Annotated in this window: 15 protein-coding genes; 9 read left to right on the plus strand and 6 right to left on the minus strand. The window is 48.6% G+C overall.

The window, feature by feature from the left end:
• Window positions 1-508 precede the first annotated feature (508 nt).
• Window positions 509-5,062 carry a biotin carboxylase N-terminal domain-containing protein gene (locus NFHSH190041_RS16830; protein WP_261922873.1) on the minus strand — a complete coding sequence of 1,518 codons (4,554 nt, stop codon included), beginning with the start codon at window positions 5,060-5,062 and terminating at the stop codon, window positions 509-511.
• Window positions 5,063-5,183: 121 nt separating this feature from the next.
• Here NFHSH190041_RS16830 and NFHSH190041_RS16835 point away from each other — a divergent pair, with 121 nt between their 5' ends.
• From NFHSH190041_RS16835 to NFHSH190041_RS16865, 7 genes are all read left to right on the plus strand, one after another.
• A complete protein-coding gene (locus NFHSH190041_RS16835) occupies window positions 5,184-6,095 on the plus strand; it encodes a LysR family transcriptional regulator (protein WP_261922874.1) in 912 nt (303 codons plus the stop codon).
• 463 nt (window positions 6,096-6,558) lie between these two features.
• Entirely contained in the window at window positions 6,559-7,731 is a 1,173-nt protein-coding gene (locus NFHSH190041_RS16840; protein ID WP_261922875.1) for a hypothetical protein, read from the plus strand.
• 148 nt (window positions 7,732-7,879) lie between these two features.
• Window positions 7,880-8,464: a SprT family zinc-dependent metalloprotease gene (locus NFHSH190041_RS16845; RefSeq protein ID WP_261922876.1), complete on the plus strand. Its 585-nt coding sequence runs from the start codon at window positions 7,880-7,882 to the stop codon at window positions 8,462-8,464.
• Between the two features lie 96 nt (window positions 8,465-8,560).
• The gene (locus NFHSH190041_RS16850) at window positions 8,561-9,292 is read left to right on the plus strand and encodes an endonuclease (protein WP_315972991.1); all 732 of its coding nucleotides are present in this window, start codon (window positions 8,561-8,563) and stop codon (window positions 9,290-9,292) included.
• Between the two features lie 11 nt (window positions 9,293-9,303).
• Window positions 9,304-10,035, plus strand: a complete 732-nt coding sequence (rsmE, locus tag NFHSH190041_RS16855) for a 16S rRNA (uracil(1498)-N(3))-methyltransferase (protein WP_261922877.1) — start codon at window positions 9,304-9,306, stop codon at window positions 10,033-10,035.
• A gap of 50 nt (window positions 10,036-10,085) precedes the next feature.
• The gene (gene gshB, locus NFHSH190041_RS16860; RefSeq protein WP_261922878.1) at window positions 10,086-11,036 is read left to right on the plus strand and encodes a glutathione synthase; all 951 of its coding nucleotides are present in this window, start codon (window positions 10,086-10,088) and stop codon (window positions 11,034-11,036) included.
• A 27-nt stretch (window positions 11,037-11,063) separates the two neighbouring features.
• The gene (locus NFHSH190041_RS16865) at window positions 11,064-12,377 is read left to right on the plus strand and encodes an alkaline phosphatase (protein ID WP_261922879.1); all 1,314 of its coding nucleotides are present in this window, start codon (window positions 11,064-11,066) and stop codon (window positions 12,375-12,377) included.
• Between the two features lie 89 nt (window positions 12,378-12,466).
• On the opposite strand, the gene NFHSH190041_RS16870 is transcribed toward NFHSH190041_RS16865, so the two are convergent.
• The 3 genes from NFHSH190041_RS16870 to NFHSH190041_RS16880 are packed head-to-tail and all read right to left on the minus strand — an operon-like array spanning window position 12,467 to window position 16,521.
• Complete coding sequence (locus NFHSH190041_RS16870; RefSeq protein WP_261922880.1) at window positions 12,467-14,965, minus strand: putative bifunctional diguanylate cyclase/phosphodiesterase; 2,499 nt, start codon at window positions 14,963-14,965, stop codon at window positions 12,467-12,469.
• A gap of 4 nt (window positions 14,966-14,969) precedes the next feature.
• A complete protein-coding gene (locus NFHSH190041_RS16875; protein WP_261922881.1) occupies window positions 14,970-16,142 on the minus strand; it encodes a hypothetical protein in 1,173 nt (390 codons plus the stop codon).
• Window positions 16,132-16,521: a hypothetical protein gene (locus tag NFHSH190041_RS16880; RefSeq protein ID WP_261922882.1), complete on the minus strand. Its 390-nt coding sequence runs from the start codon at window positions 16,519-16,521 to the stop codon at window positions 16,132-16,134. The genes NFHSH190041_RS16875 and NFHSH190041_RS16880 overlap by 11 nt, the downstream gene beginning before the upstream one ends.
• Window positions 16,522-16,704: 183 nt before the next feature.
• Between NFHSH190041_RS16880 and NFHSH190041_RS16885 the strand changes: the two genes are divergently transcribed.
• Both NFHSH190041_RS16885 and NFHSH190041_RS16890 read left to right on the plus strand, forming a co-directional pair.
• Window positions 16,705-17,730, plus strand: a complete 1,026-nt coding sequence (locus tag NFHSH190041_RS16885) for a class I SAM-dependent methyltransferase (RefSeq protein WP_261922883.1) — start codon at window positions 16,705-16,707, stop codon at window positions 17,728-17,730.
• Window positions 17,731-17,866: 136 nt separating this feature from the next.
• Complete coding sequence (locus NFHSH190041_RS16890) at window positions 17,867-18,964, plus strand: site-2 protease family protein (protein ID WP_410010840.1); 1,098 nt, start codon at window positions 17,867-17,869, stop codon at window positions 18,962-18,964.
• Window positions 18,965-19,186: 222 nt separating this feature from the next.
• Here the strand turns inward: NFHSH190041_RS16890 and NFHSH190041_RS16895 are convergent, their stop codons facing one another.
• Complete coding sequence (locus tag NFHSH190041_RS16895) at window positions 19,187-19,633, minus strand: ClpXP protease specificity-enhancing factor (RefSeq protein ID WP_261922884.1); 447 nt, start codon at window positions 19,631-19,633, stop codon at window positions 19,187-19,189.
• Window positions 19,633-20,262: a stringent starvation protein SspA gene (sspA, locus tag NFHSH190041_RS16900; protein WP_261922885.1), complete on the minus strand. Its 630-nt coding sequence runs from the start codon at window positions 20,260-20,262 to the stop codon at window positions 19,633-19,635. The genes NFHSH190041_RS16895 and sspA overlap by 1 nt, the downstream gene beginning before the upstream one ends.
• Window positions 20,263-20,297 lie beyond the last annotated feature (35 nt).

A 20,297-nucleotide genomic window follows, 5' to 3' on the forward strand; every position in this document is an offset into this window, starting at 1 on the left:
CCTTTCTACTGCGTTATTGGCTTATCAGGTAGCATAACTACCTATCAAAGCCTCTGCCTTGTATAAAGCATCCTCAAATCGCTGCAAAAACAAACTTGAAAGGTCAACAGACCCTAGGGTCTGTTGACGTTTCGTGATTAAATTTTGTTCGAGATAAAAGCGTTTTAATCGCGGCGAGTGGTTTGTCGCCTAGTTATTCTAAGCAAGAACCGCTCAACAAAGAGTAAAACGCTTTTAGCCGAACCCTGCGGGCAGCGTTTGAGGCTCCTTTCTACTGCGTTATCAGCTTATCAGGTAGCGCAACTACCTATCAAAGCATCTGCCTTGTATAAAGAATCCTCAAATCGCTGCAAAAACAAACTTGAAACGTCAACAGACCCTAGTGTGTAAAACTAAGATTAAAACCCTATTAAATTACGGGTATTTATACGGCATAACATTTGATGCACATCAAAAAAAGCCCCGCTAAATAGCGGGGCTTTTTATCAAATTAACAGGTGGTACGGCATTACGCCTCTACAGGTGACACCACAAATAACAAGTCACCCTGTGAGATCTGTTGGCCGTTAGAGTTCAAAATCCGTTCAATACGGTACTGCTTATCTTCCGGATACAACTCAGCCCCTTTACGGTTGAAGCTGGCCAGATTGACCTGAGAGAACATCTTCATCGCTTCTGTCAGCGCCAGCGTCTGAGCGGCAGAAACAATGTCACCTTCCTTCACAAAATCAGCCTCACCTGGTGCTGGAGAGCTATAGAAGATACCGGCGCCCTGGGCCAAGACTTTCAGCTCATTACTGCCACCAACCCGCAGCGCTTCAGTATCCACAGGCTTGGTTTCTGCTGCTGCTTCCATTTCAGCAATCAGATCTGCCACATCCAACTCTGCCATCAAACGCGGCAGATAGTTGGTGTCATATACCCCTTCATTGAAGGTGGCATCCTTCAGGATACGCTTCAGCAATGGAATGTTAGTAGCAATGCCTTTGATAGACACGGTTTCCAAATACGCCAACATCTTGTTGACCGTATCTTCACGGTCTTCGCCAGTCATAATGATCTGAGCAATCAGGCTGTCATAGTATGGGGAAACCTCTTTGTTATCCGCCGCAATAGAGATAATTTCCACATCTGGGTGCTTAGGCATAATGCATTCGGTGATAAGCCCTGGATTTGGCATCAACTGCAGTACATCATGGGAGTCCATCACTGCTTTTTCTGCAGTAACACGGACTTCCAGTGCATAGCCCTTATTCTGTGGCTCCAGCGCTTCAATTGAGCGGCCGGCAGCAATATCAAACTGGGCTCTAACAATATCAACGCAAGAGGTTGCCTCAGTCACAGGGTGTTCTACCTGCAGACGGGTGTTCATCTCCATAAAGTAGACTTCATTGGCATCCAGGTTGTAGATAAACTCCACAGTACCGGCACCCATGTAATCCACGGCATTACCCAAAGCACGCGTATATTCCAGTACCTGCTGCTTTAACTCAGGGGGCAGCATGGTAGAGCCGGATTCTTCAATCATTTTCTGGTTATTACGCTGCACAGAGCAGTCACGCAGACCCAGCACTTTAGTATTACCAAACTTATCCCGCAGCAACTGCACTTCAATATGACGCAGTGATGTCACATATTTTTCTAAGTACAGATCGCCATTACCGAATGCTGCAGCAGCTTCAGTGGCCGTTTTCATAAACAGTGGGATCATGTCTTCAGCGCGTTCTACCACCTGAATCCCTTTACCGCCACCGCCTTGAACAGCCTTCAGCAAGACTGGATAGCCAATTTCGTTAGCTACATTTACGGCCTGCTCTGCATTGGACAAAATGCCGTGAGAACCTGGTACCACAGGTACATTTTGTGACTGAGAGGTCTTAATCGCGTTGGACTTGTTGCCCATGGTGGTCATTGAATGAACACTTGGTCCAACAAAGTTCACCCCATTATTCACACATAGGGCTGCAAATTGTGGACTTTCAGACAAGAAGCCAATCCCAGGGTGCAGTGCGTCTACCTGTTCATACTCAGCCACTTTCATGACTGAGTAGGCGTTCAAGTAAGACTCATCAGAGGTATTCCCCCCCAGACAAACCAGCTTATCATTGCCTGTGAGCATTTCTGCTGGCACTGAAGTCATATCTGGATCAGATGCCACTAGGACAACATTGATATTGTTATCATGGGCCTTGCGGATCAATTTCACCGCAGTACAGCCACGGGCATGCACTAGCACTTTGTCGATAGGTTTCATCAATGCACGGGGATCATTTTGGATGATCTCATCGCTTTCCAGCTGCATTTCTGGCACCAGCGTCGACAGCGCACTGTCAATCACATCCTGAATATCCTGCCCAGGCATTGGCATCAGCGGATCAATGCTGGCCAGCTGGCTGTTTAGGGTGTCACTAAATGGGTTGTTCACCAAACCATTCATCGCACCCGGTACCTTAGACAGATAGTTAGACAGGGTACAGGTAGATGGCAGATAGGCAGGTACCACCATTTGACCGGCAAACGGCATATTGGTACCAGAGAAATAGTAAGTCTGTACCAATGGGTGGGTAACAAAAGAGGCTTGGGCACCACCGGTACAATCACCAAAACCGAACATCAGCACAGGCAATTCGTTATCACGAATAAAACGGGTAATACGGTCGTTAACCACAGCCATGGAGAACAGTGCCGCGGCCCCTTCTTTCGTTTGCATACCACCAGAGCTGATAAAGCAGATCACTGGCAACTTACGCTTAGCACACTCAATCAGCAGTGAGGAGAATTTCTCCGCACTGGCCATATCAAATGCACCAGCTTGGAAGCTAATATTAGAAATTGCCACACCAACGCGGATTTTCTGCCCTTTACGATCAAAGTCCGCCATACCAGTAATCAAACCGCATGGACGGATACCCTTATCTAACGCATCTTCAATGGATAGACGGAAACCAGGGAAGTTCAGGGAGTTAGCCGACATCTTATCCGCATCAATTTCTTCAAACTGAGTAAAGAATTGATCCACAATATTTTGCCAGGTCATCTTACCGGCCTGCTTTTCATCCCGCAGTACTTTCTGGATCAGCAGATCCTGATAGCCCATGGTCAGGCGGTTCCAGAAGTCCTTACGGCGGCCAATACGTACTGGGTTGATCGCCCCGGTGTAGTGGCTTGAATCCTCTTCACTGTCGAAGTATTCCGGCAGCAAACGCTCGAAGAAATAGGTCAGAATCACAAACAAAGAGTTGTTAAGCTGAGGGAAGCCAACACTCTTCCATTGTTCTACCCGCACCAAAAGCTCGGCACGGTTGGACTGATCCATAAAGTATTTCAGCCACTTGTAGAACTTACTCTTATCATTGGCCACATCTTGAGTCGAGATAGCCTTATCAATAGAGGTATGTAGCAAACTGTCGACTGAACTGCGAGCCAAACTCTTGGTCATCATGGCTTCTTTGGCAATCGAGGCCAAGTTCACCACCACATTGTCATACAGTGCGTTGAAAATCAGAATGTTGTAGCACTGCCAGATAAAGTCTTCGCGCAGCTCTTCATTGACGACAACATCCAGCACAGTCAGATCATTTAAAGCTGGCCAAGGTTTTTGCGTCACTTCTTCAGGCAGGTTTTCCAAATAATGGATCAGCCCTTTAAAGTTATTCGCCGCATTGTTTTTCCAGCGGTGATACAAAGACCAACTGATATTGAACATCAGCGCTTTGCGGGCTTTTTTGTAATTCTCTTTTGGCTCACCCAAAATCAGACGGGTCAGCATATTACGCTCAGTGCTGACATCTTCACGCTTAGCGGTAAAGTTACCCCACAGCTTGTTCAGCTCTTCGTCGTAAACCAACTTATCTGGATTTGACAGCCAAGTGTGGAACACTCTGTCCTGCTCTTGCTGTACCCGGGCTTTCAAATCACCATGGGGCACACTGACTTTAGACAAACGGCCATATTGATCCTGACTGATAGAGTGGATACGGCTACGCAGCGTCAGGTAACGCAAGTAACGATAAGCACTGCCAAACAGGTTAAGGTGCATGGTCGGGCTGTTGGCAACCGCCAGTTCAGAATTATGCTCCAGCGACTGCAGGCTAGATGATGGATTAAGGAAACGGTCCAAAGAGCGCTTGTAGTGTTCGCGCAGATCATCAGACTCTTTCACAAATTCCACTGCGGCACGTTCAACCGCTTCAATACTGGAAATAATCGCGCGGCGCAGGTTGTGCTGACGCTCATCACGGTCTGATGGAGAGAAATCAATAATGCCATCGATACAACCAGAGGCGTACAGCTCTTCCGGTGCCACACCCACGCATTTGGCACATTCCTGCCAAGAAAGATTGTACTTACGGGCGATGCTCTGCAATCCCTGAGGTTGAATGGTATTAAAAATACCATCACGCAGCGACAACAGAATATTGGCAGCAGCCAGTGGAATCGCCCCGCCAGAGTAACCAGCACCAATCACAATACCAACTGTCGGTACATCCACATTGGCACTTTCAGCAATGGCCTTAGAAATAGAGTGGGCCTGATTATGGCTGTTAGCTACTTCACCGGCATCGGCTCCGGGTGTGTCGATCAAGAAAATGATCGGCATGGATAATTCAGCAAACAGACGAACCGCTTTACAGCAAGCAATGTGGTGCTCAGGCATCCAAGCGCCATTGGCAGTGGTCCGCTCCTGGGCGATAAAGCCGATTCGACGACTGCGGGCACCGAAGTTCATTTCCACTTCAGCACTGTAAAAAGGTCCGTTATGGGTTTCACGGATTAACTTGCCTTTCAAGTCAGCAATAATCCGTTTTGCACCTGGACGGGTTTTATCCAGAGTTGGCTGGATGACCTTGGCGACATAGCCGTCTACATCCAAATTTGCCAAATCTTTCAGGTTAGTCTGGATAGCCTCGTCATCCAGTAACCCATGAATTTCATCCGATAAGCTCTGCTTGCTGTGCTCAGGAAACAGAGAAAAATCTTTTGCCAGATGCTCAGCTTCTAAAAAAAGCGGATCGGCTGCTACTGCTTGAGTCTTATTTGCGGGCTGATTATTGCTGGTCATCAAAAGATCCTCTGCTTAGCCTCTGAAAATTTTTAGCCAATAAATATAACTTTGTTAATAAGTCAAATACCATTAAACTGCCTTAGACGCTTTGTTCCATTTTTGAGACAGTGAGATAAACATGCCAGATTTGAACGGTATGATGCTGTTTGCCGCAGTGGTCAGGGCCAAAGGTTTCTCCCGCGCAGCCCGGGAAACCGGCCTGCCAAAATCCACCATAAGTCGTAAAGTTGCCCAACTGGAAGAACAGCTGGGAGTCCGTCTGTTACAACGCAACACCCGCCACTTGAGCCTGACTCAAGTCGGGGCACTGTTTTTTCAGCACTGCGAAACGATCAGCAACGAGGTAGAGGCCGCCAAAGCGACGGTGGAGAACACCCATAATGATGTTTCCGGCTCCCTGCGTATTGCCATTCCCGTTTCATTCAGCCAGGAAACCATCGCCAGCCTGTGTAGTGGCTTTATGCGTTTGTACCCTAACATTCAACTGGATGTTCAATTTACCGACAATGATGTCGGTTTGGTGGGGGAAGGATACGACATTGCGATCAAATATGGACCCCTTCAGTCCTCCGACCTCGTCGCCAGACTGCTATTTGAACGTCAGCCAATTCTGGTAGCAAGCCCGGGATACCTGAAAAGTAAAGGTACTCCGGCAACCCCTAAAGAACTGGCCGGACATCAGGGAATTCTGCTTGGCACCTCCCGCAGTGCGCCAATTTGGCCGCTGGGGAAGGGTAGCCGCAAGAGCATGGTGAACTTTCAGAAAAAGGTCCGGGTCAATAGTGCCGTTATGGTAAAACAGTTGGCGCTGGATGATTTCGGTATCGCCATGCTATCCAATGCCAGCTGTAAAAATGAAATAGCCAGTGGCTCACTGGTACCGATTTTACAGGAATGGCCCATTGAACCCTTTAAAGTGTACGGGGTTTACTCCAGTCGACGTCAACTGGCCACCAATATCAGTGTCTTTCTCGATTTCTTTACCAAACGCTTCAGTACCCAAGAAAGTATGCAATCGCTGATGCTCTAACCCAGCTAGCAATAGCTAATAACTACACTTGAACGCTGACCATTCAGTACCACCCAAGGGATATCACTGTCTCGTTCGCATCGGCGCAGTATACCAAAATAACGCGGCGTATACCGACCTCTGGGTCACATTGCGCCGGGCTAATAATACCCGGCATGGTCGTTACCCTTCTATTGCCAGTCAATATTCAGTCCATAGCAACAGCTGAAGAGACTGATTTCTGCTAAGCGCAGCAGACAAAGCGAGTTCATCAGACGGTTTAGTCGTTCTCCGCGATGATGTTATTTAGAACCATGACATCTGTAAGTTTGATAACGCTATAACACCACGAAAACCACAGACCACAACATTGCTAACTTTTCAACCGCCAACGGCTATTGCATACTTAGCCTTAACTTCTGCTTTTGCACCTTCTACACCAATGGATTGCACCGGCGCTGACCGGTACAGATAAGGACATATCATGCTGCGCAATGTCTCCCGGCTTCTGCTTAGCCTGTCTCTACTGACAACACCTGTTTACGCTAACGCATCAACTGACAATGCCTATATTGATGTTGAACAACAGCGACTACCCAAGGCTCGAGAAACGATGCCTCAGATCACTGATCGCTATCAAAGCCTGACGAATAACTTTATTCCCCAATTTCAACGCACCGATAATGAACTGACATTGACGCAACTGGTTGCCCGTCAAGGGCAGCGACTGTGGCAACAAGCGGTCAGGGATGTCCAATCAGGCTCGCCTGATGACCGACCTCTGTACTGGGGGCGACTGGCGTTAAAACAGATGCTGCAGCATCAAACTCCCGGATTTACACCCGCGCAGTGGCAACGCAATATTTTGCTGAGCGCTGCCGAGAAAAATTCCCGTGGCATTACCGATATCCGTTTTGATGCCGACAGCGACATTAAAATCCTGTTGACCGGGTTTGACCCTTTTCGACTCGATAAGCAAATTGATCAGAGTAATCCATCAGGGCTGATAGCATTAGCCTTGGACGGCTATACCTTTATGTCCGATAAACGCAAAGTGCAAATTGAAACGGTATTGATCCCGGTACGCTTTACCGATTTTGATAACGGGCTGATTGAATCCTTACTGACTCCCTTTTATGTGCAGCAACAGGTAGATGCCATCATTACTGTTAGTATGGGACGGGACCATTTTCAGTTAGAACGTTTTGCGGGCAAAAACCGCAGTGCCAATGCCCCGGATAACAACAAACGCTATTCTGGTGCCACCCCCAGCCACCCGACCGTACCACTCTTAGCCAATACCCCGCTGAGTGGTCCCGAATATTTGGAATTTTCCCTGCCCGCCAAAGCGATACTGTTTGCCCAAGGCCAGTGGCAAATCAGTGATAACCGTCAGGTGACAACTCTGGAGCGGGGCGATTTTTCCGCCCCATCACTGTCGGCATTGCAAAATGTTACGGCCGTAACTGGCAGTGGCGGGGGGTATTTGTCCAACGAAATAACCTATCGGGCACTACGACTGCGCGCACTATTAGATAGCCAAATTGCCACCGGGCACATACATACTCCAGCAATCAGTGGCTATGACCGCAACAAGCAAAACGCGATGTTGGAACAGATGCGGGCAATACTGCAAGCCACAGCCGCCATGCTCTGATCTGTACTCTCTAACAGACTAGCACTCACTGTATATTGGCTGAGTGCATCCGGGTGTTGTCGTTTAAAACAAGGTAAAGCCTGCTATCTCCGCTCAGGGCAAAAACAGGTATGATAGCGGGCTTAATTCAGTCATTAGAGATGGGGATATGGGCGGGGAAACAATAAGCAGTGGCGACGCAAAACCATGTCACGATAGACAAGCCCAGGAACACCCCTGCAGTAATGCAAGCCAGATAGTCCCAGATAATCAACTGCAAGCCCAATTATTATCCCGGGTTGAGCAGTGCTATAACCTGGCAGAGCATAAGCTGGCTCGGGCATTTCCACGGCCTGTTATCAGCTTCAAACTGCGGGGGAAAAGTGCTGGCACAGCCCATCTGCAGTTGAACAAACTCAGATTTAACCCTGTGTTACTTCGGGAAAACCCTTACGCATTTTTGAGCGATGTCGTCCCCCATGAGATCTGCCATTTACTCTGTTTCCAGCTATACGGACACCGGAATATCAAGCCCCATGGGCCACAATGGCAAGCCTTGATGCAACAAATTTATGCTGTCACCCCTAAAGCGACGCATCAATTTAATACAGCATCGGTGCAAGGCCGCACCTTTCCCTATCAATGTGGCTGCGGCCGCGTTGAGCTGAGTGTTAGGCGACACAATAAAATTATCCGCCAACAAGCCAGTTATCATTGCCGGATCTGTCATCAGCCCTTAAAAGCGTACAGTTAGCCAATGGTTGCAAGGCTGAAAAGCAATCCTTAAACTCCTGCGCAACTCCGTTAGAGAGTAACGTCACTCGTTTAGGGAAACATTTTGAAATCATCTATCTCAGGTGCTGCGATCCTGCTCGCTGCACTGCTGTTGAGTCCAATCGTGCAGGCATCACCCTCTCACCCAACCAGTTTTAGTCAAGCCAAACGCATTGCTCGGCAACTGTATACCCATGAACTGCCAGCCGTGAGTTTTTATTGCGGCTGTGATATTGATACCCACAATAAGAAATGGCGCCCGGAGCTAGGCAGCTGTGGTTACCATGTACGTAAACAGGAAAAACGAGCCAACCGGGTCGAATGGGAACATATTGTGCCGGCTTGGGAATTTGGCCACCAGCTGCAATGCTGGCAACACGGCGGGCGCAAAAATTGTGGTAAAAACGATGCCGACTTCAGAAAAATGGAATCGGATTTACACAACTTAGTACCAGCCATCGGCGAAGTGAATGGTGACCGTAATAACTTCCGCTTTAGCCAGTGGAATGCCCGCTCGGGACAATATGGTCAGTGCACCATGGTGGTAGACTTTAAAGACAGAAAAGCCGAGCCGCCAGTGCGAGCCCGAGGTGCGATTGCCCGCACCTATATGTACATGCAAAAAACTTATGGGCTGAAAATTGCGTCCAGCCAGTTAAAATTGTTCCGCGCTTGGGATAAAACCTATCCGGTAACGGCACAGGAATGTCGTCGTGATAACGCTGTGGCAAAAGCCCAGGGGAATCACAATCCTTTTGTACAATCCCAGTGCCAGGCGCATCATATTAAAGGTCAACTGGCAGATTAAGGTGACAAAACATGAGAGTTCCACGTATTTATCAACCCTCACCACTGGCTACACAGCAAACGCTGGCGCTGGATGACGATGGTGCGGCCCATATCGGCCGAGTACTTCGTATGGGGGAAGGTGAACAAATCTGCCTGTTTAATGGCGATGGCAATGACTATCTTGCCGAAATCACCAGTGCCGGTAAAAAATCGGTGACGGTGACGTTACTGTCTTGCCAAGCCAATCCCAGCGAATCACCGCTCAACCTGCACCTAGGTCAAGTGATTAGCCGTGGCGATCGGATGGATTTTACCATCCAAAAATCCGTTGAGCTGGGAGTGAACACCATTACCCCGCTGTTCTCTGAACGCTGTGGCGTCAAACTCAATGGTGAGCGACTGGAGAAAAAAATCCAGCAATGGCAGAAAATTGCTATTAGCGCCTGTGAGCAGTGTGGCCGCAGTGTTGTGCCACAAATCCGCCCAGCAATGGACCTGCAAGACTGGTGCGCTGAGCCCTCCGCTGCGCTGAAATTAAATTTACATCCTAGAGCAGCCTTTGGCATTAACGGACTAGGGCAAGAACATAAGCGAATCCGCCTGTTAATCGGCCCTGAAGGTGGTTTATCTGCCAATGAAATTGCCATGACAGAAAATTATCATTTCACCGATGTACTGTTAGGCCCCCGCGTGTTAAGAACAGAAACAGCCTCCCTGACTGCCATCACGGCGCTACAACTGCACCTTGGCGATCTGGGCTAACCGGACAAACCGGTCGGCATTCCGCCGGCCGGTCAGTAAAGGACAGAAAAATGATCAAACTCGGTATCGTGATGGATCCCATCGCGGACATTAATATCAAAAAAGATTCCAGCTTTGCCATGCTGCTGGCCGCCCAATCCCGTGGTTATCAGCTGTTTTATATGGAAATGAAAGATCTGGCACTGATTGATGGCACCGCCATGGCGAGTATGCGGCCATTAACTGTGCAGCAAGATGCCAGTAACTGGTTCACCTTGGAAGATGCGCAGGATAAGCCTCTGGCCGATCTTGATGTCATCTTAATGCGCAAAGACCCGCCATTTGATACCGAATATATTTATGCCACCTACATGTTAGAGCGGGCTGAAGAGCAAGGCACTCTCATCGTTAATAAGCCCCAGAGCTTACGCGATGCCAACGAAAAACTCTTTACCGCTTGGTTTGCCCAATTTACCCCTAAGACACTAGTGACTCGGGATGCCCAGCGGATCAAAGATTTTCACCAAGCCGAACACGACATAATCTTAAAACCCCTCGATGGTATGGGCGGTAGCTCTATTTTCCGCGTGCAGCAACAGGACCCGAACCTAGGGGTAATTATTGAAACCCTCACGCAACACGGCACCCAATACGCTATGGTGCAGAAATTTATTCCACAGATCACCGATGGCGACAAACGGATTCTGGTGATTGATGGTGAGCCTGTGCCATACTGCCTTGCCCGTATTCCCGCCAAGGGTGAAACCCGGGGCAATTTGGCTGCAGGCGGCAGTGGCGTAGCAAGACCGCTGTCAGAGTCAGACTGGCACATTGCCAATGCCATCGGGCCTGAGTTAAAAAAACGCGGGCTGATCTTTGTTGGCCTGGATGTGATCGGTGACAAGCTCACTGAAATCAATGTGACCAGCCCGACCTGTATCAAAGAAATTGAAGCTGCGTTTGACGTGGATATTACCGGCAGGCTGATGGATGCCATTGAACGCCGAATAACAACAAAATAATAAACACTGCAACACAGGGAAAGTAATATGCTGTACGCTACCACGCTAAAGCTGATGGCCTGCGCCATTGGTTTTAGCGCGTTTACACTCACTGCCCAAGCACAAGGGCTACCAGAGGTTCCTGCCAAACCGAAAAACATCATTATTATGATTGGGGATGGTATGGGACCAGCCTATACCTCTGCATACCGGCTTTATAAAGATGATCCGGATACTGAAGAAGTTGAAGAAACAGTCTTTAACCGCCTGTTAGTCGGCAGTGCCAGTACCTTCCCAGCTCGAGAAAGTGGCTATATTACCGACAGTGCCGCGGCGGCTACGGCACTATCATCGGGTATTAAAACCTATAATGGCGCTATTGGCGTCGATCTTAAACATCAACCCGTTCCGACTTTGTTAGAACGCGCCCATCGCGCCGGATTAGCTACCGGCGTAACCGTGACGTCTCAGGTAAATCATGCTACTCCTGCGGCGTTTCTCAGCCACAATATCAGCCGTAAACATTATGATGAATTAGCCCAAAGTTATCTTGATACCGGAGCCAGTGTCATTCTCGGCGGCGGACAACGTTATTTCCCCCCTGGCTTGCGTGAACAATTTGCCAAGCAGAATTATCAAGTCGTCACCGACATGGCGGCACTTAATAATATCAACCAAGGCAAAGTACTGGGGCTATTTGCTGATGTGCAACTGCCGTGGGCAATTGATGAACCTGAAGAAAACCGACTTAGTCAACTAACCACTAAGGCGCTGACATTACTCTCCCAATCCAAGCAAGGATTTGTACTGTTAGTGGAAGGCAGCTTGATTGATTGGGCCGGTCATAGCAATGATATTGCCGTTGCCATGGGTGAGATGGATGAATTTGCCAATACCATTGAAGTGGCTGAGCAATTTGTCCGCCAACATCCGGATACTCTGATGGTGGTCACCGCTGATCATAATACCGGTGGACTGAGCATTGGTCGGGATGGTCACTATGGCTGGCACCCCAGCGTATTACACCAGATGACCGCATCACCCGATACCATTGCCGCTAAGGCCATTGCTACCGATGACTGGCAAGCCATTGTTGCTAAGGGACTAGGGTTTACCCCGACCGCACCTCAGTATCAACGGCTGACGACAGCCCGGATGCAGGGGCAAGACACGCTAGCTGATGCACTAAAGCATTTGATTGATAAAAAAAGCAATACCGGCTGGACCACCTCCGGGCATACAGGTATTGATGTGCAGGTGTTTGCAGCAGGTCCTGCGGCGGAATTATTTAACGGCCATCAGGATAATACTGATATTGCCAACAAGCTTATCAGCCTGCTGCCAGCAGAAAAAAAGTCATAAGCAATTTAGTCCCATGACATTAGCAAAACAGGCAGCCTTATGACTGCCTGGTTTGCTATCAATATTGCTGCAGCAAGGAAAATCCGCTATCAGCCCAATTTGCCCATCTGTTGATAATTTTCAGCTTTAGGCCAAATTCGGGAAAAATGCGGGCTAGTCAAGGTGCGCATGACCTGCTCTTCACTGATCGGGCGGGAATACAAATATCCCTGCCCTAACTCACAGCCAGCCTCTCGCATAAAGTCCTCCTGAGCATCGGTTTCAATCCCCTCCGCTACCACTTCACGTTCAAGGTTATGGGCTAGCTCAATCACAGTTGTCACAATATGGGTATCGACACCGTTATCCAATACGCCTTGGGTAAAGCAGCGGTCGATTTTCAGTACATCAAAAGGCAACTGTTTTAAATAGCTAAGGGATGAGTAACCGGTACCAAAATCATCAATGGCGATCCGCACGCCCAGTTGCTTCAGCTCTGCCATCACTGTCATCGCCATATCTACCTGCTCAATCACGCTTTCTTCCGTGACCTCCAGCAGTAGGCTTTCTGGTCTAACCGGATATTTATCCAACAACTCAACAATATAGGCTTTCAGCCCCGGCGCCAGATAATGTTTGGCCGACAAATTCACGGCCAGATACAAATCATTGCCACCCGCCTGCTGTAACCGGGTCAGTAACTCCATCCCCTGTTTCAACACATAATTGCCTACGGCAATTATGGCATCAGAATGCTCAATATCCGGGATAAAGTCTCCCGGCATAATCAAGCCTCGCTGAGGGTGAAACCAGCGGATCAGGGCTTCAAAGCCGCGTAGTTCGCCCTTAGTCATATCAATAATCGGCTGCAGATACAGGGATAATTGATTATCCGTGATGGCCTCGCCAATATCTTGCTCAATCATCATCCGGTTATGGGCTTGGTGTAGCATCTCATAGCTGAACACCCGGTAATTACTGCGACCGGCACTCTTGGCTTGATACATGGCTAACTCGGCATGTTTAACCAATTCATCCGCGTCCATCGCTGGGTCACGGCAAAAGGCAATGCCAATACTGGTCGTGATTATGAGTTTGTGGCTTTTGAGCATAATAGGCTGCTGCAACGCGGCAAAAATCTTATGGATCACCCGGGGGATCTCCTGCTCCTGCTCAATCCCCCGTAGTAAAATTAAAAATTCATCCCCACCCTGACGAAATACCGTATCCATAGAACGGACGCTATCGCCCAGTCGCGTGGCTACAATTTTCAGCAGTTCATCCCCTTCATTATGCCCAAGGGTATCGTTAATGCGGCGAAACTCATCCAGATCAAGGAACATCAATGCGACCTGTTCATGTAAGCGGCCAACGCAGGCAATCGCTTTATTTAATTCATGGGTGAGCATGGGCTTATTCGGCAGGCCAGTAAGCATATCCAGCATCGCCAGCCGCTCTAGCTCCTGGGTGTGACTGACGACCTCTTGTTGCAGATGCTCGAGCTTATCGGTCACATCCAGCGTTGCCATATCAACATTATCGACCTCATCAACAATACTGCCTTTAACTCTAGGCGTCGCTCGCTTAACACCGTTGAAGTCTGCCTGAGCGAGTAAGGGTAATATTCTGGCATGGCGCTCCAAACGCATAATCGGGGACCAGGCCAGCAATACTACCGCAGCCCCCACCAACAGCAGGGCGCTGAGCAATATTCCCAGCATATTGCGCTGAAAAGCAGACAGCGCTTGATACCAAAGTGATACGTCACTCATCACCACCAATACTGGCCCTGAGGGATTGGCAATATCCAATGGATAAGCCCATAGCGCCCATGCCTTATCATCGAGATTAAAGACCTGATTACCACTTTGTAATTCAGACCACTGCCACCGCACAGCAGCCAACTGCAACACAGACAATGTCAATTGGCGGTCACTGATACTGAATAACTCACGTCCCCAAAAAAATGGTTGCTGGCTACTCTGCTGTTTTCGCCCCAGTACAACGAATTCCAACTCTTCATTACTGCGCACCCCCGCGAGAATATCGGTCAGGCCCGTTTCCACTAACATCTGATACATCTGTCCGCCAATTAGCGTCGGGATCAATACCTGCAACCGGCATACTTCCCGGCAAACAAATTGCCATTTTGGCCCGCTGTCGCCATCTATCCGGCTCAATGCCGGTACATCACCGCTATCTGGACGAGAGCCAACCGAAACCAAAGGCTCATCCCCCTGCACAACTGGCTGTGCCGTATAAACACCGATAGCAGAGACATCCCAGTAGAGTTGAATATCATGCCAACGGCGCTGGAGCAGAGTTGCCAGCGCAGACAGCTGAAATTGCCCATCATCACCAGTGGGTGCCAACATACCTATCTGATGGGAAACACGTACCGCCTTATCCACGGCGCTGTGAATAGAGTCTTGCAGCGCGCCAGACAGTGCCCGTTGTTGCTGTTGAAGTTGCTGTTGCTGCTGCTGGGTCAACTCCCTATTGGCAAAGGAGCCTAATACACCACCGACACAAATCATCATCAACATCACGCCGATAAGCAGCTTCCATTTGAGACTGAGAAATAAACAGACCTTCCTGTTCTGCGTCATAACATCACCACTGGAACCGGTAAGATAACTGCAAGGCCAACATCGACCAATGGGATGGCTGTAAAGCCGGGTTTCGGGTCAACACCGGCGCCACCCAAGCTGCACCATGCACCCGGTGATACTCCATGGCTAATTGCCAGTTCTCATTAATTTGCCAACGCCCCCCGAAGGTCCAATCTCGAGCAAAGGCAAAGTAATCCGGCTTACCGGTTGTTAGGGCGTAACGTTTACCGTCTGGGTCCCTGTCATTGTCCGCATAATCGTCATAACGCAGGTAGAGTTCTGTTCTGTGCGGCAGTAACCATCGCCCCTCTAGATAATATCCTCGGTTTTTTTCATCACTTTCACCCGCTTCAGGAGCCAGGTAAACCCCCTGAGTATGACGCTCGCCAACCAGGTATTCAGCCGTCAACTCAAACCAACGCCAACGGTATTGAGCAGATAAAACCCAAGCATGAAGAAATATTTCACCATCCACAAACGGGCCGCCGGCATGATAATCCAGCCCGGCATGGTAATAAGTTGCCCCAAGACGCAGCGCATCATCCTGATACTCTATATCTGCAGCATAAAAGTCTTTGGCATCAAAATGCCCCAACTGAAAACCGCCAAAAATATTACGGGTGAGATTATCGGTTTTAGTGGTTGCCCCCCCCATCAAATGCCAAGTAAGCACACCATTGCCAACTTGTGCCACCCCAAATAAATCTGCGCCATCAATATGCAACTGAGCATCACGGAAATAATCGGCATAAATGGACTGTGGCAGCAAAATTCCCGGCCGGGTAAAGCTCATATCTCGGCTACTAGAATAAAAACCCACTTCATTTTTCATCCGACCAGCCCGTAACCCCATATGCCCGACCGGTAATTGCCAATGATATTCCGCAAACAGATAATCGAGCCCTACTGCGGGCTCTGCCAGATTTCCCCACTGACGGAATGTCAAACTCCCCGCCATACGCCAAGAGGCTGAAGGACGCCAAAATGCAGTTGCCGTCGCCTCTGTTAACTCCGAGCTACTACGGTTATTTCCAACGATAAAATGGCTATCATCAACATAGGCCCACCCTTGATTAAGGTATGCATTGAACTGCCAATTAGAATCATCTGCCTGCAGCGGCCCGACCATAAATAAAAAACTCACCAATCCCCAACAAACCCATTTATTGTTCATCGCCAACACCTCCCTGTGTCTGCGCGGTAGAAGACAGATAACCGATTGATCCCGGCGTCATCTGTACCGCCCGACGCATCGCTCGCTCGTCAGCGACTATCCGAGGCCGATCACCAGTACCTGAGTACACCAATCGATCCCAGCGTCGCTGTAGCACGTAAGGCAGAATGTCTAGTTGCTCAATGCAAAACTCCTGATGCAGCTTGGAATCAGGAGAGAGAATAAAAACCGTGATAGCCTGTCCATCAGGCCAATAGAGTTTTTGACGGGAAAAAATTAGTCGTAATTCGGCCAGAGATGGGGCATACCCATCAACCGATTCGTGGGTGATCGTATGCGTAGCCAGACAGGGGCCTGTAAACAGGCAAGCAAGCAGCATCCATATTGCCCTGGGGTACATTCCGTCGCTCCGTCATCCATTACAGCTGCCATTACCGGGCAGAAAAAATAGCAGGGCTTTAATATTAGGCAAAGAAACTGACTCCTGCTGTGTAAATCCACTAAAACCACCCCCAGCCTTACTATATAATATGGCGCTTAGTCTCAGCGCCAGGGGTATTCAGTGCTTACCAACCCATCTCAAGTTATCATCCGCAACAGCCATTTATTGGAAAATCAATCTGTTCTGCTACTCAATCATGAAAGGGATCATCTGGCCCTGGAGCTGTTGCAGAATGGCGCCAAGGTCACTAGTCTGGCATTGGATTATCACCATTACCTTGCTGTTGCCCCGTTGCAAAACCGGGGATTGAATTGTTACTTCGGCCATCAACTGCCTGAAGCGATGACTTTTGATACCGTGGTAATCTATTTCCCTAAGGCCAAGTCTCTCGCCCCTTATCTATTCGATTTAGCCGCTAACAGCCTTAAGCCGGGCGGACAATTGTTGGTTGCTGGGGAGAATAAAGGCGGTATTAAATCTCTACCCAAATTACTGCCGGACTATTTCAGTTACTGTAATAAAGTGGATAACGCCAGACATTGCCTGCTGTATGCCGCGCAATACGAAGGTGGGGCACCAAAGCTGGATATACAGCAATGGCTGAAACAATATACGCTGACCACACCACAAGGAGCATTAACCATTTGCAACTTGGTCGGTGTATTCAGTGAAAAACAGTTGGATCAAGGCACTGCGCTACTGCTCGAACATCTACCACAACTGCAGGGGCGGGTATTGGATTTTGGTTGCGGCGCTGGCGTGATTGCCGCAGCCCTACTTAAAGCCCAGCCGGAGTTAATACTCGATTGTGTGGATATCAATGCCATGGCCTTGGCATCCTGCCAATTAACTTTGGCCGCAAATGGTATGCAAGCTAACGTCTACCCTTCTGATGGGCTGGCTCAAACCAAAGGTGAGTTTCAGGCCATTATCTCCAACCCCCCTTTTCATGATGGGCTGGATGCCACTACAGATATCGCGCTAAGTTTTGTACGCGACAGTGCCATCAAATTAAGCTCAGGAGGCATATGGCAAATCGTTGCTAACCGTCATCTGCCCTATGCCGATACTATTGCAACCCATTTTGGTCAGGTGAATGTCACCGCTGAGAATAATAAATACAAGGTGTATCAACAGCACAAATAGCTCTCTATCTAGGGGAGTTGGTCCCCTAACAGCCTGTAACATAATGACAGCAGTCCTTGGCCTATATCATGCTCTTTTGCGTGATAATATGGCCGCGGCTTACCCTATTTCATTAACCTGTTACAGGCATATTCCCTTGGAACTACTAAACATTAGCTGTCTTGATCAGCCGCTGCGATTGGAAGGCTCTATGGCCGGCTGGCAGCAACTGTACTGGAATAACACTCTGGTTTCCCAACTGTCAGCACACAGTGATGCCCCCTCGCACCAGAGTCATGAATTTACCCTGCAGGCAACCGATGCTCAACAGCAGCAACAGACACTGCTAGTCAACTTATCCACTACGCTCAGCTGGCAACCATTCAAACTCCAATATCAACTGCGCATTAATGAGCAATTGATTAGCAGCGGGGAACGCACTGAACGGGATATTGAAAGGCAAGTCCCAGAAAATCCTGTGCCCACACAGCAAAAATTTAGCCTAATTGGCCTATTGTCTCTGGGCTTTAAGCTACTAAAAAGCGCCAAGGTGATAAAAATGGTTCTGGCCGGAGCAAGCGTAGCGGCTTACTCCTGGCTGTTTTCTTTTCAGTTTGCTTTAGCATTAATCGCCTGTTTAGTATTCCACGAATATGGCCATATCCGTGCCATGCGTTATTTTGGTATGAAAACTAAAGGTATTTATCTCATTCCATTTATGGGTGGGCTAGCGCTATCAGATGAGAAAATTAATACTCGCTGGCAAGATGTGGTGATATCCATCATGGGACCGACTTTCGGTTTATTGATGTCACTGCTTAGCCTGTTGCTTTACAGCCTAACTGGCGAAATTTTCTTTGCCGGACTGGCTTGTTTTAATGCCCTACTCAATCTGTTTAATCTGTTACCTATTTTGCCGCTGGATGGTGGGCATATTCTCAAAAGTATCAGCTTTTCCATGAACAGTATCACCGGGTTATTAGCCTGCGTTGCTGGGGCGGGTATAGGTATTGCTATCAGTTACCATTTTGGACTAGCACTATTGGGATTTTTACTACTGATTGGCAGTCTAGAAATCGTATTTGAATGGAAAAGCCGTCATCAATCACACCTATTGCCACTTGATCGCTACGGACAAATGTTCAGTACTATTTGGTATTTACTGACGGTTGCCGCATTAGTGGCAATTATCTGGTACTTCGCCGGACAGGGTGATGCTCTACTGGGATTACCGCTAAAAATACTGCAGAGTTAATCCACTCATCAGAAAAAAGGAGCCAGCGCTCCTTTTTTTGTATTAACAAAACTGAAAACAATACGATTCAGCTGGGGTCACAGTTTAACAGCGCTCGCTTGCATAGCATCGATGCACCAATTCTCTGTCCCTTTGTTATATAAAAAATTGCCGCTTTAGAGCGGAACATGGCCTGAAAAGACAAAGGCTCAGTTATCCCAAACAGGAAAGCTGAGCCTTTGATTATTTGACCAACGTCAAATGAGCACGGCGCTTCGCTGGTGAAGCTGGCTCTGAGGTTTCCACGGTACTGTCAGCCGGCACAGTTTCCAGTTCAGCGTCCACAGCCGTTTCATCCTGAGGTAGGTAAGCCTCTTCCATCTCAAATACGACACCGGCCCCGTTTTCACGGGCATAGATCGCAATAATGGATGCCAAAGGCAGTACTATCTGTTGCGGTACACCGCCAAACCGGGCACTAAACTCAATAAAGTCATTACCCAACTGCAAGTCCACCACAGCAGATGCGGTGATATTCAGTACAATTTGCCCATCTTGAACATACTGCTGTGGCACCTGGGTTCCGGGAACAAACGCATCAACTACCACGTGGGGAGTCAGTTCGTTATCCATCAACCAGTCGTAGTATGCACGCAACAAATAAGGGCGGTTAGGACCCATAGGTTTCATTACATACCCATGCGCATTTCGCGCTCAGCTTCAGTTAGGGAAGCCTTGAATGATTCACGCTCAAAAATACGTGTCATATAAGCTTTAATGTCTTTTGCTACACGGCTATCCAACTCGATACCCAGCGCCGGCAGACGCCACAACAATGGGCCTAAGTAGCAGTCAGCCAATCCAAACTCTTCGCTCATAAAGTAAGGCATTTCGGCAAAAATAGGCGCTACAGCAGTCAGACTTTCAGCCAACTCTTTACGGGCAGCATCAGCACGGTCACCTTTTTTGATGCGATCGACCAGAGTGTACCAGTCACTGTCAATGCGATGCATCATCAGACGAGTTTTCCCTCGAGATACAGGATAAACCGGCATCAGTGGTGGATGGGGAAAACGCTCATCCAGATATTCCATAATGATGCGAGATTCGTACAACACCAGCTCACGGTCAACCAGTGTCGGTACTGTGTTATATGGATTTACCTCGAGCAGATCCTCGGGCATGTCGTTTGGGTCAACCTGCAATACATCTACAGTAACCCCTTTCTCGGCCAGTACTATGCGTACTTGATGGCTATACAGATCATCGGCACCTGAAAACAGGGTCATGACAGAGCGTTTATTGGCAGCTAGAGCCATTGATACCCTCCAGAATCAGAAACAAAGAAACGAGG

Source organism: Shewanella sp. NFH-SH190041 (assembly GCF_024363255.1).
In the GTDB taxonomy this organism is placed as follows: Bacteria; Pseudomonadota; Gammaproteobacteria; order Enterobacterales; family Shewanellaceae; genus Shewanella.

What these genes read in the sequence shown, in the direction of transcription:
- NFHSH190041_RS16845 (WP_261922876.1), top strand. Translation starts at nt 7,880, where the DNA reads ATGGGCGGGGAAACAATAAGCAGTGGCGACGCAAAACCATGTCACGAT.
- NFHSH190041_RS16835 (WP_261922874.1), top strand. Translation starts at nt 5,184, where the DNA reads ATGCCAGATTTGAACGGTATGATGCTGTTTGCCGCAGTGGTCAGGGCC.
- NFHSH190041_RS16895 (WP_261922884.1), bottom strand. Translation starts at nt 19,633, where the DNA reads ATGAAACCTATGGGTCCTAACCGCCCTTATTTGTTGCGTGCATACTAC.
- NFHSH190041_RS16830 (WP_261922873.1), bottom strand. Translation starts at nt 5,062, where the DNA reads ATGACCAGCAATAATCAGCCCGCAAATAAGACTCAAGCAGTAGCAGCC.
- NFHSH190041_RS16870 (WP_261922880.1), bottom strand. Translation starts at nt 14,965, where the DNA reads ATGACGCAGAACAGGAAGGTCTGTTTATTTCTCAGTCTCAAATGGAAG.
- gshB (WP_261922878.1), top strand. Translation starts at nt 10,086, where the DNA reads ATGATCAAACTCGGTATCGTGATGGATCCCATCGCGGACATTAATATC.
- NFHSH190041_RS16880 (WP_261922882.1), bottom strand. Translation starts at nt 16,521, where the DNA reads ATGCTGCTTGCTTGCCTGTTTACAGGCCCCTGTCTGGCTACGCATACG.
- sspA (WP_261922885.1), bottom strand. Translation starts at nt 20,262, where the DNA reads ATGGCTCTAGCTGCCAATAAACGCTCTGTCATGACCCTGTTTTCAGGT.
- NFHSH190041_RS16875 (WP_261922881.1), bottom strand. Translation starts at nt 16,142, where the DNA reads ATGAACAATAAATGGGTTTGTTGGGGATTGGTGAGTTTTTTATTTATG.
- rsmE (WP_261922877.1), top strand. Translation starts at nt 9,304, where the DNA reads ATGAGAGTTCCACGTATTTATCAACCCTCACCACTGGCTACACAGCAA.
- NFHSH190041_RS16840 (WP_261922875.1), top strand. Translation starts at nt 6,559, where the DNA reads ATGCTGCGCAATGTCTCCCGGCTTCTGCTTAGCCTGTCTCTACTGACA.
- NFHSH190041_RS16865 (WP_261922879.1), top strand. Translation starts at nt 11,064, where the DNA reads ATGCTGTACGCTACCACGCTAAAGCTGATGGCCTGCGCCATTGGTTTT.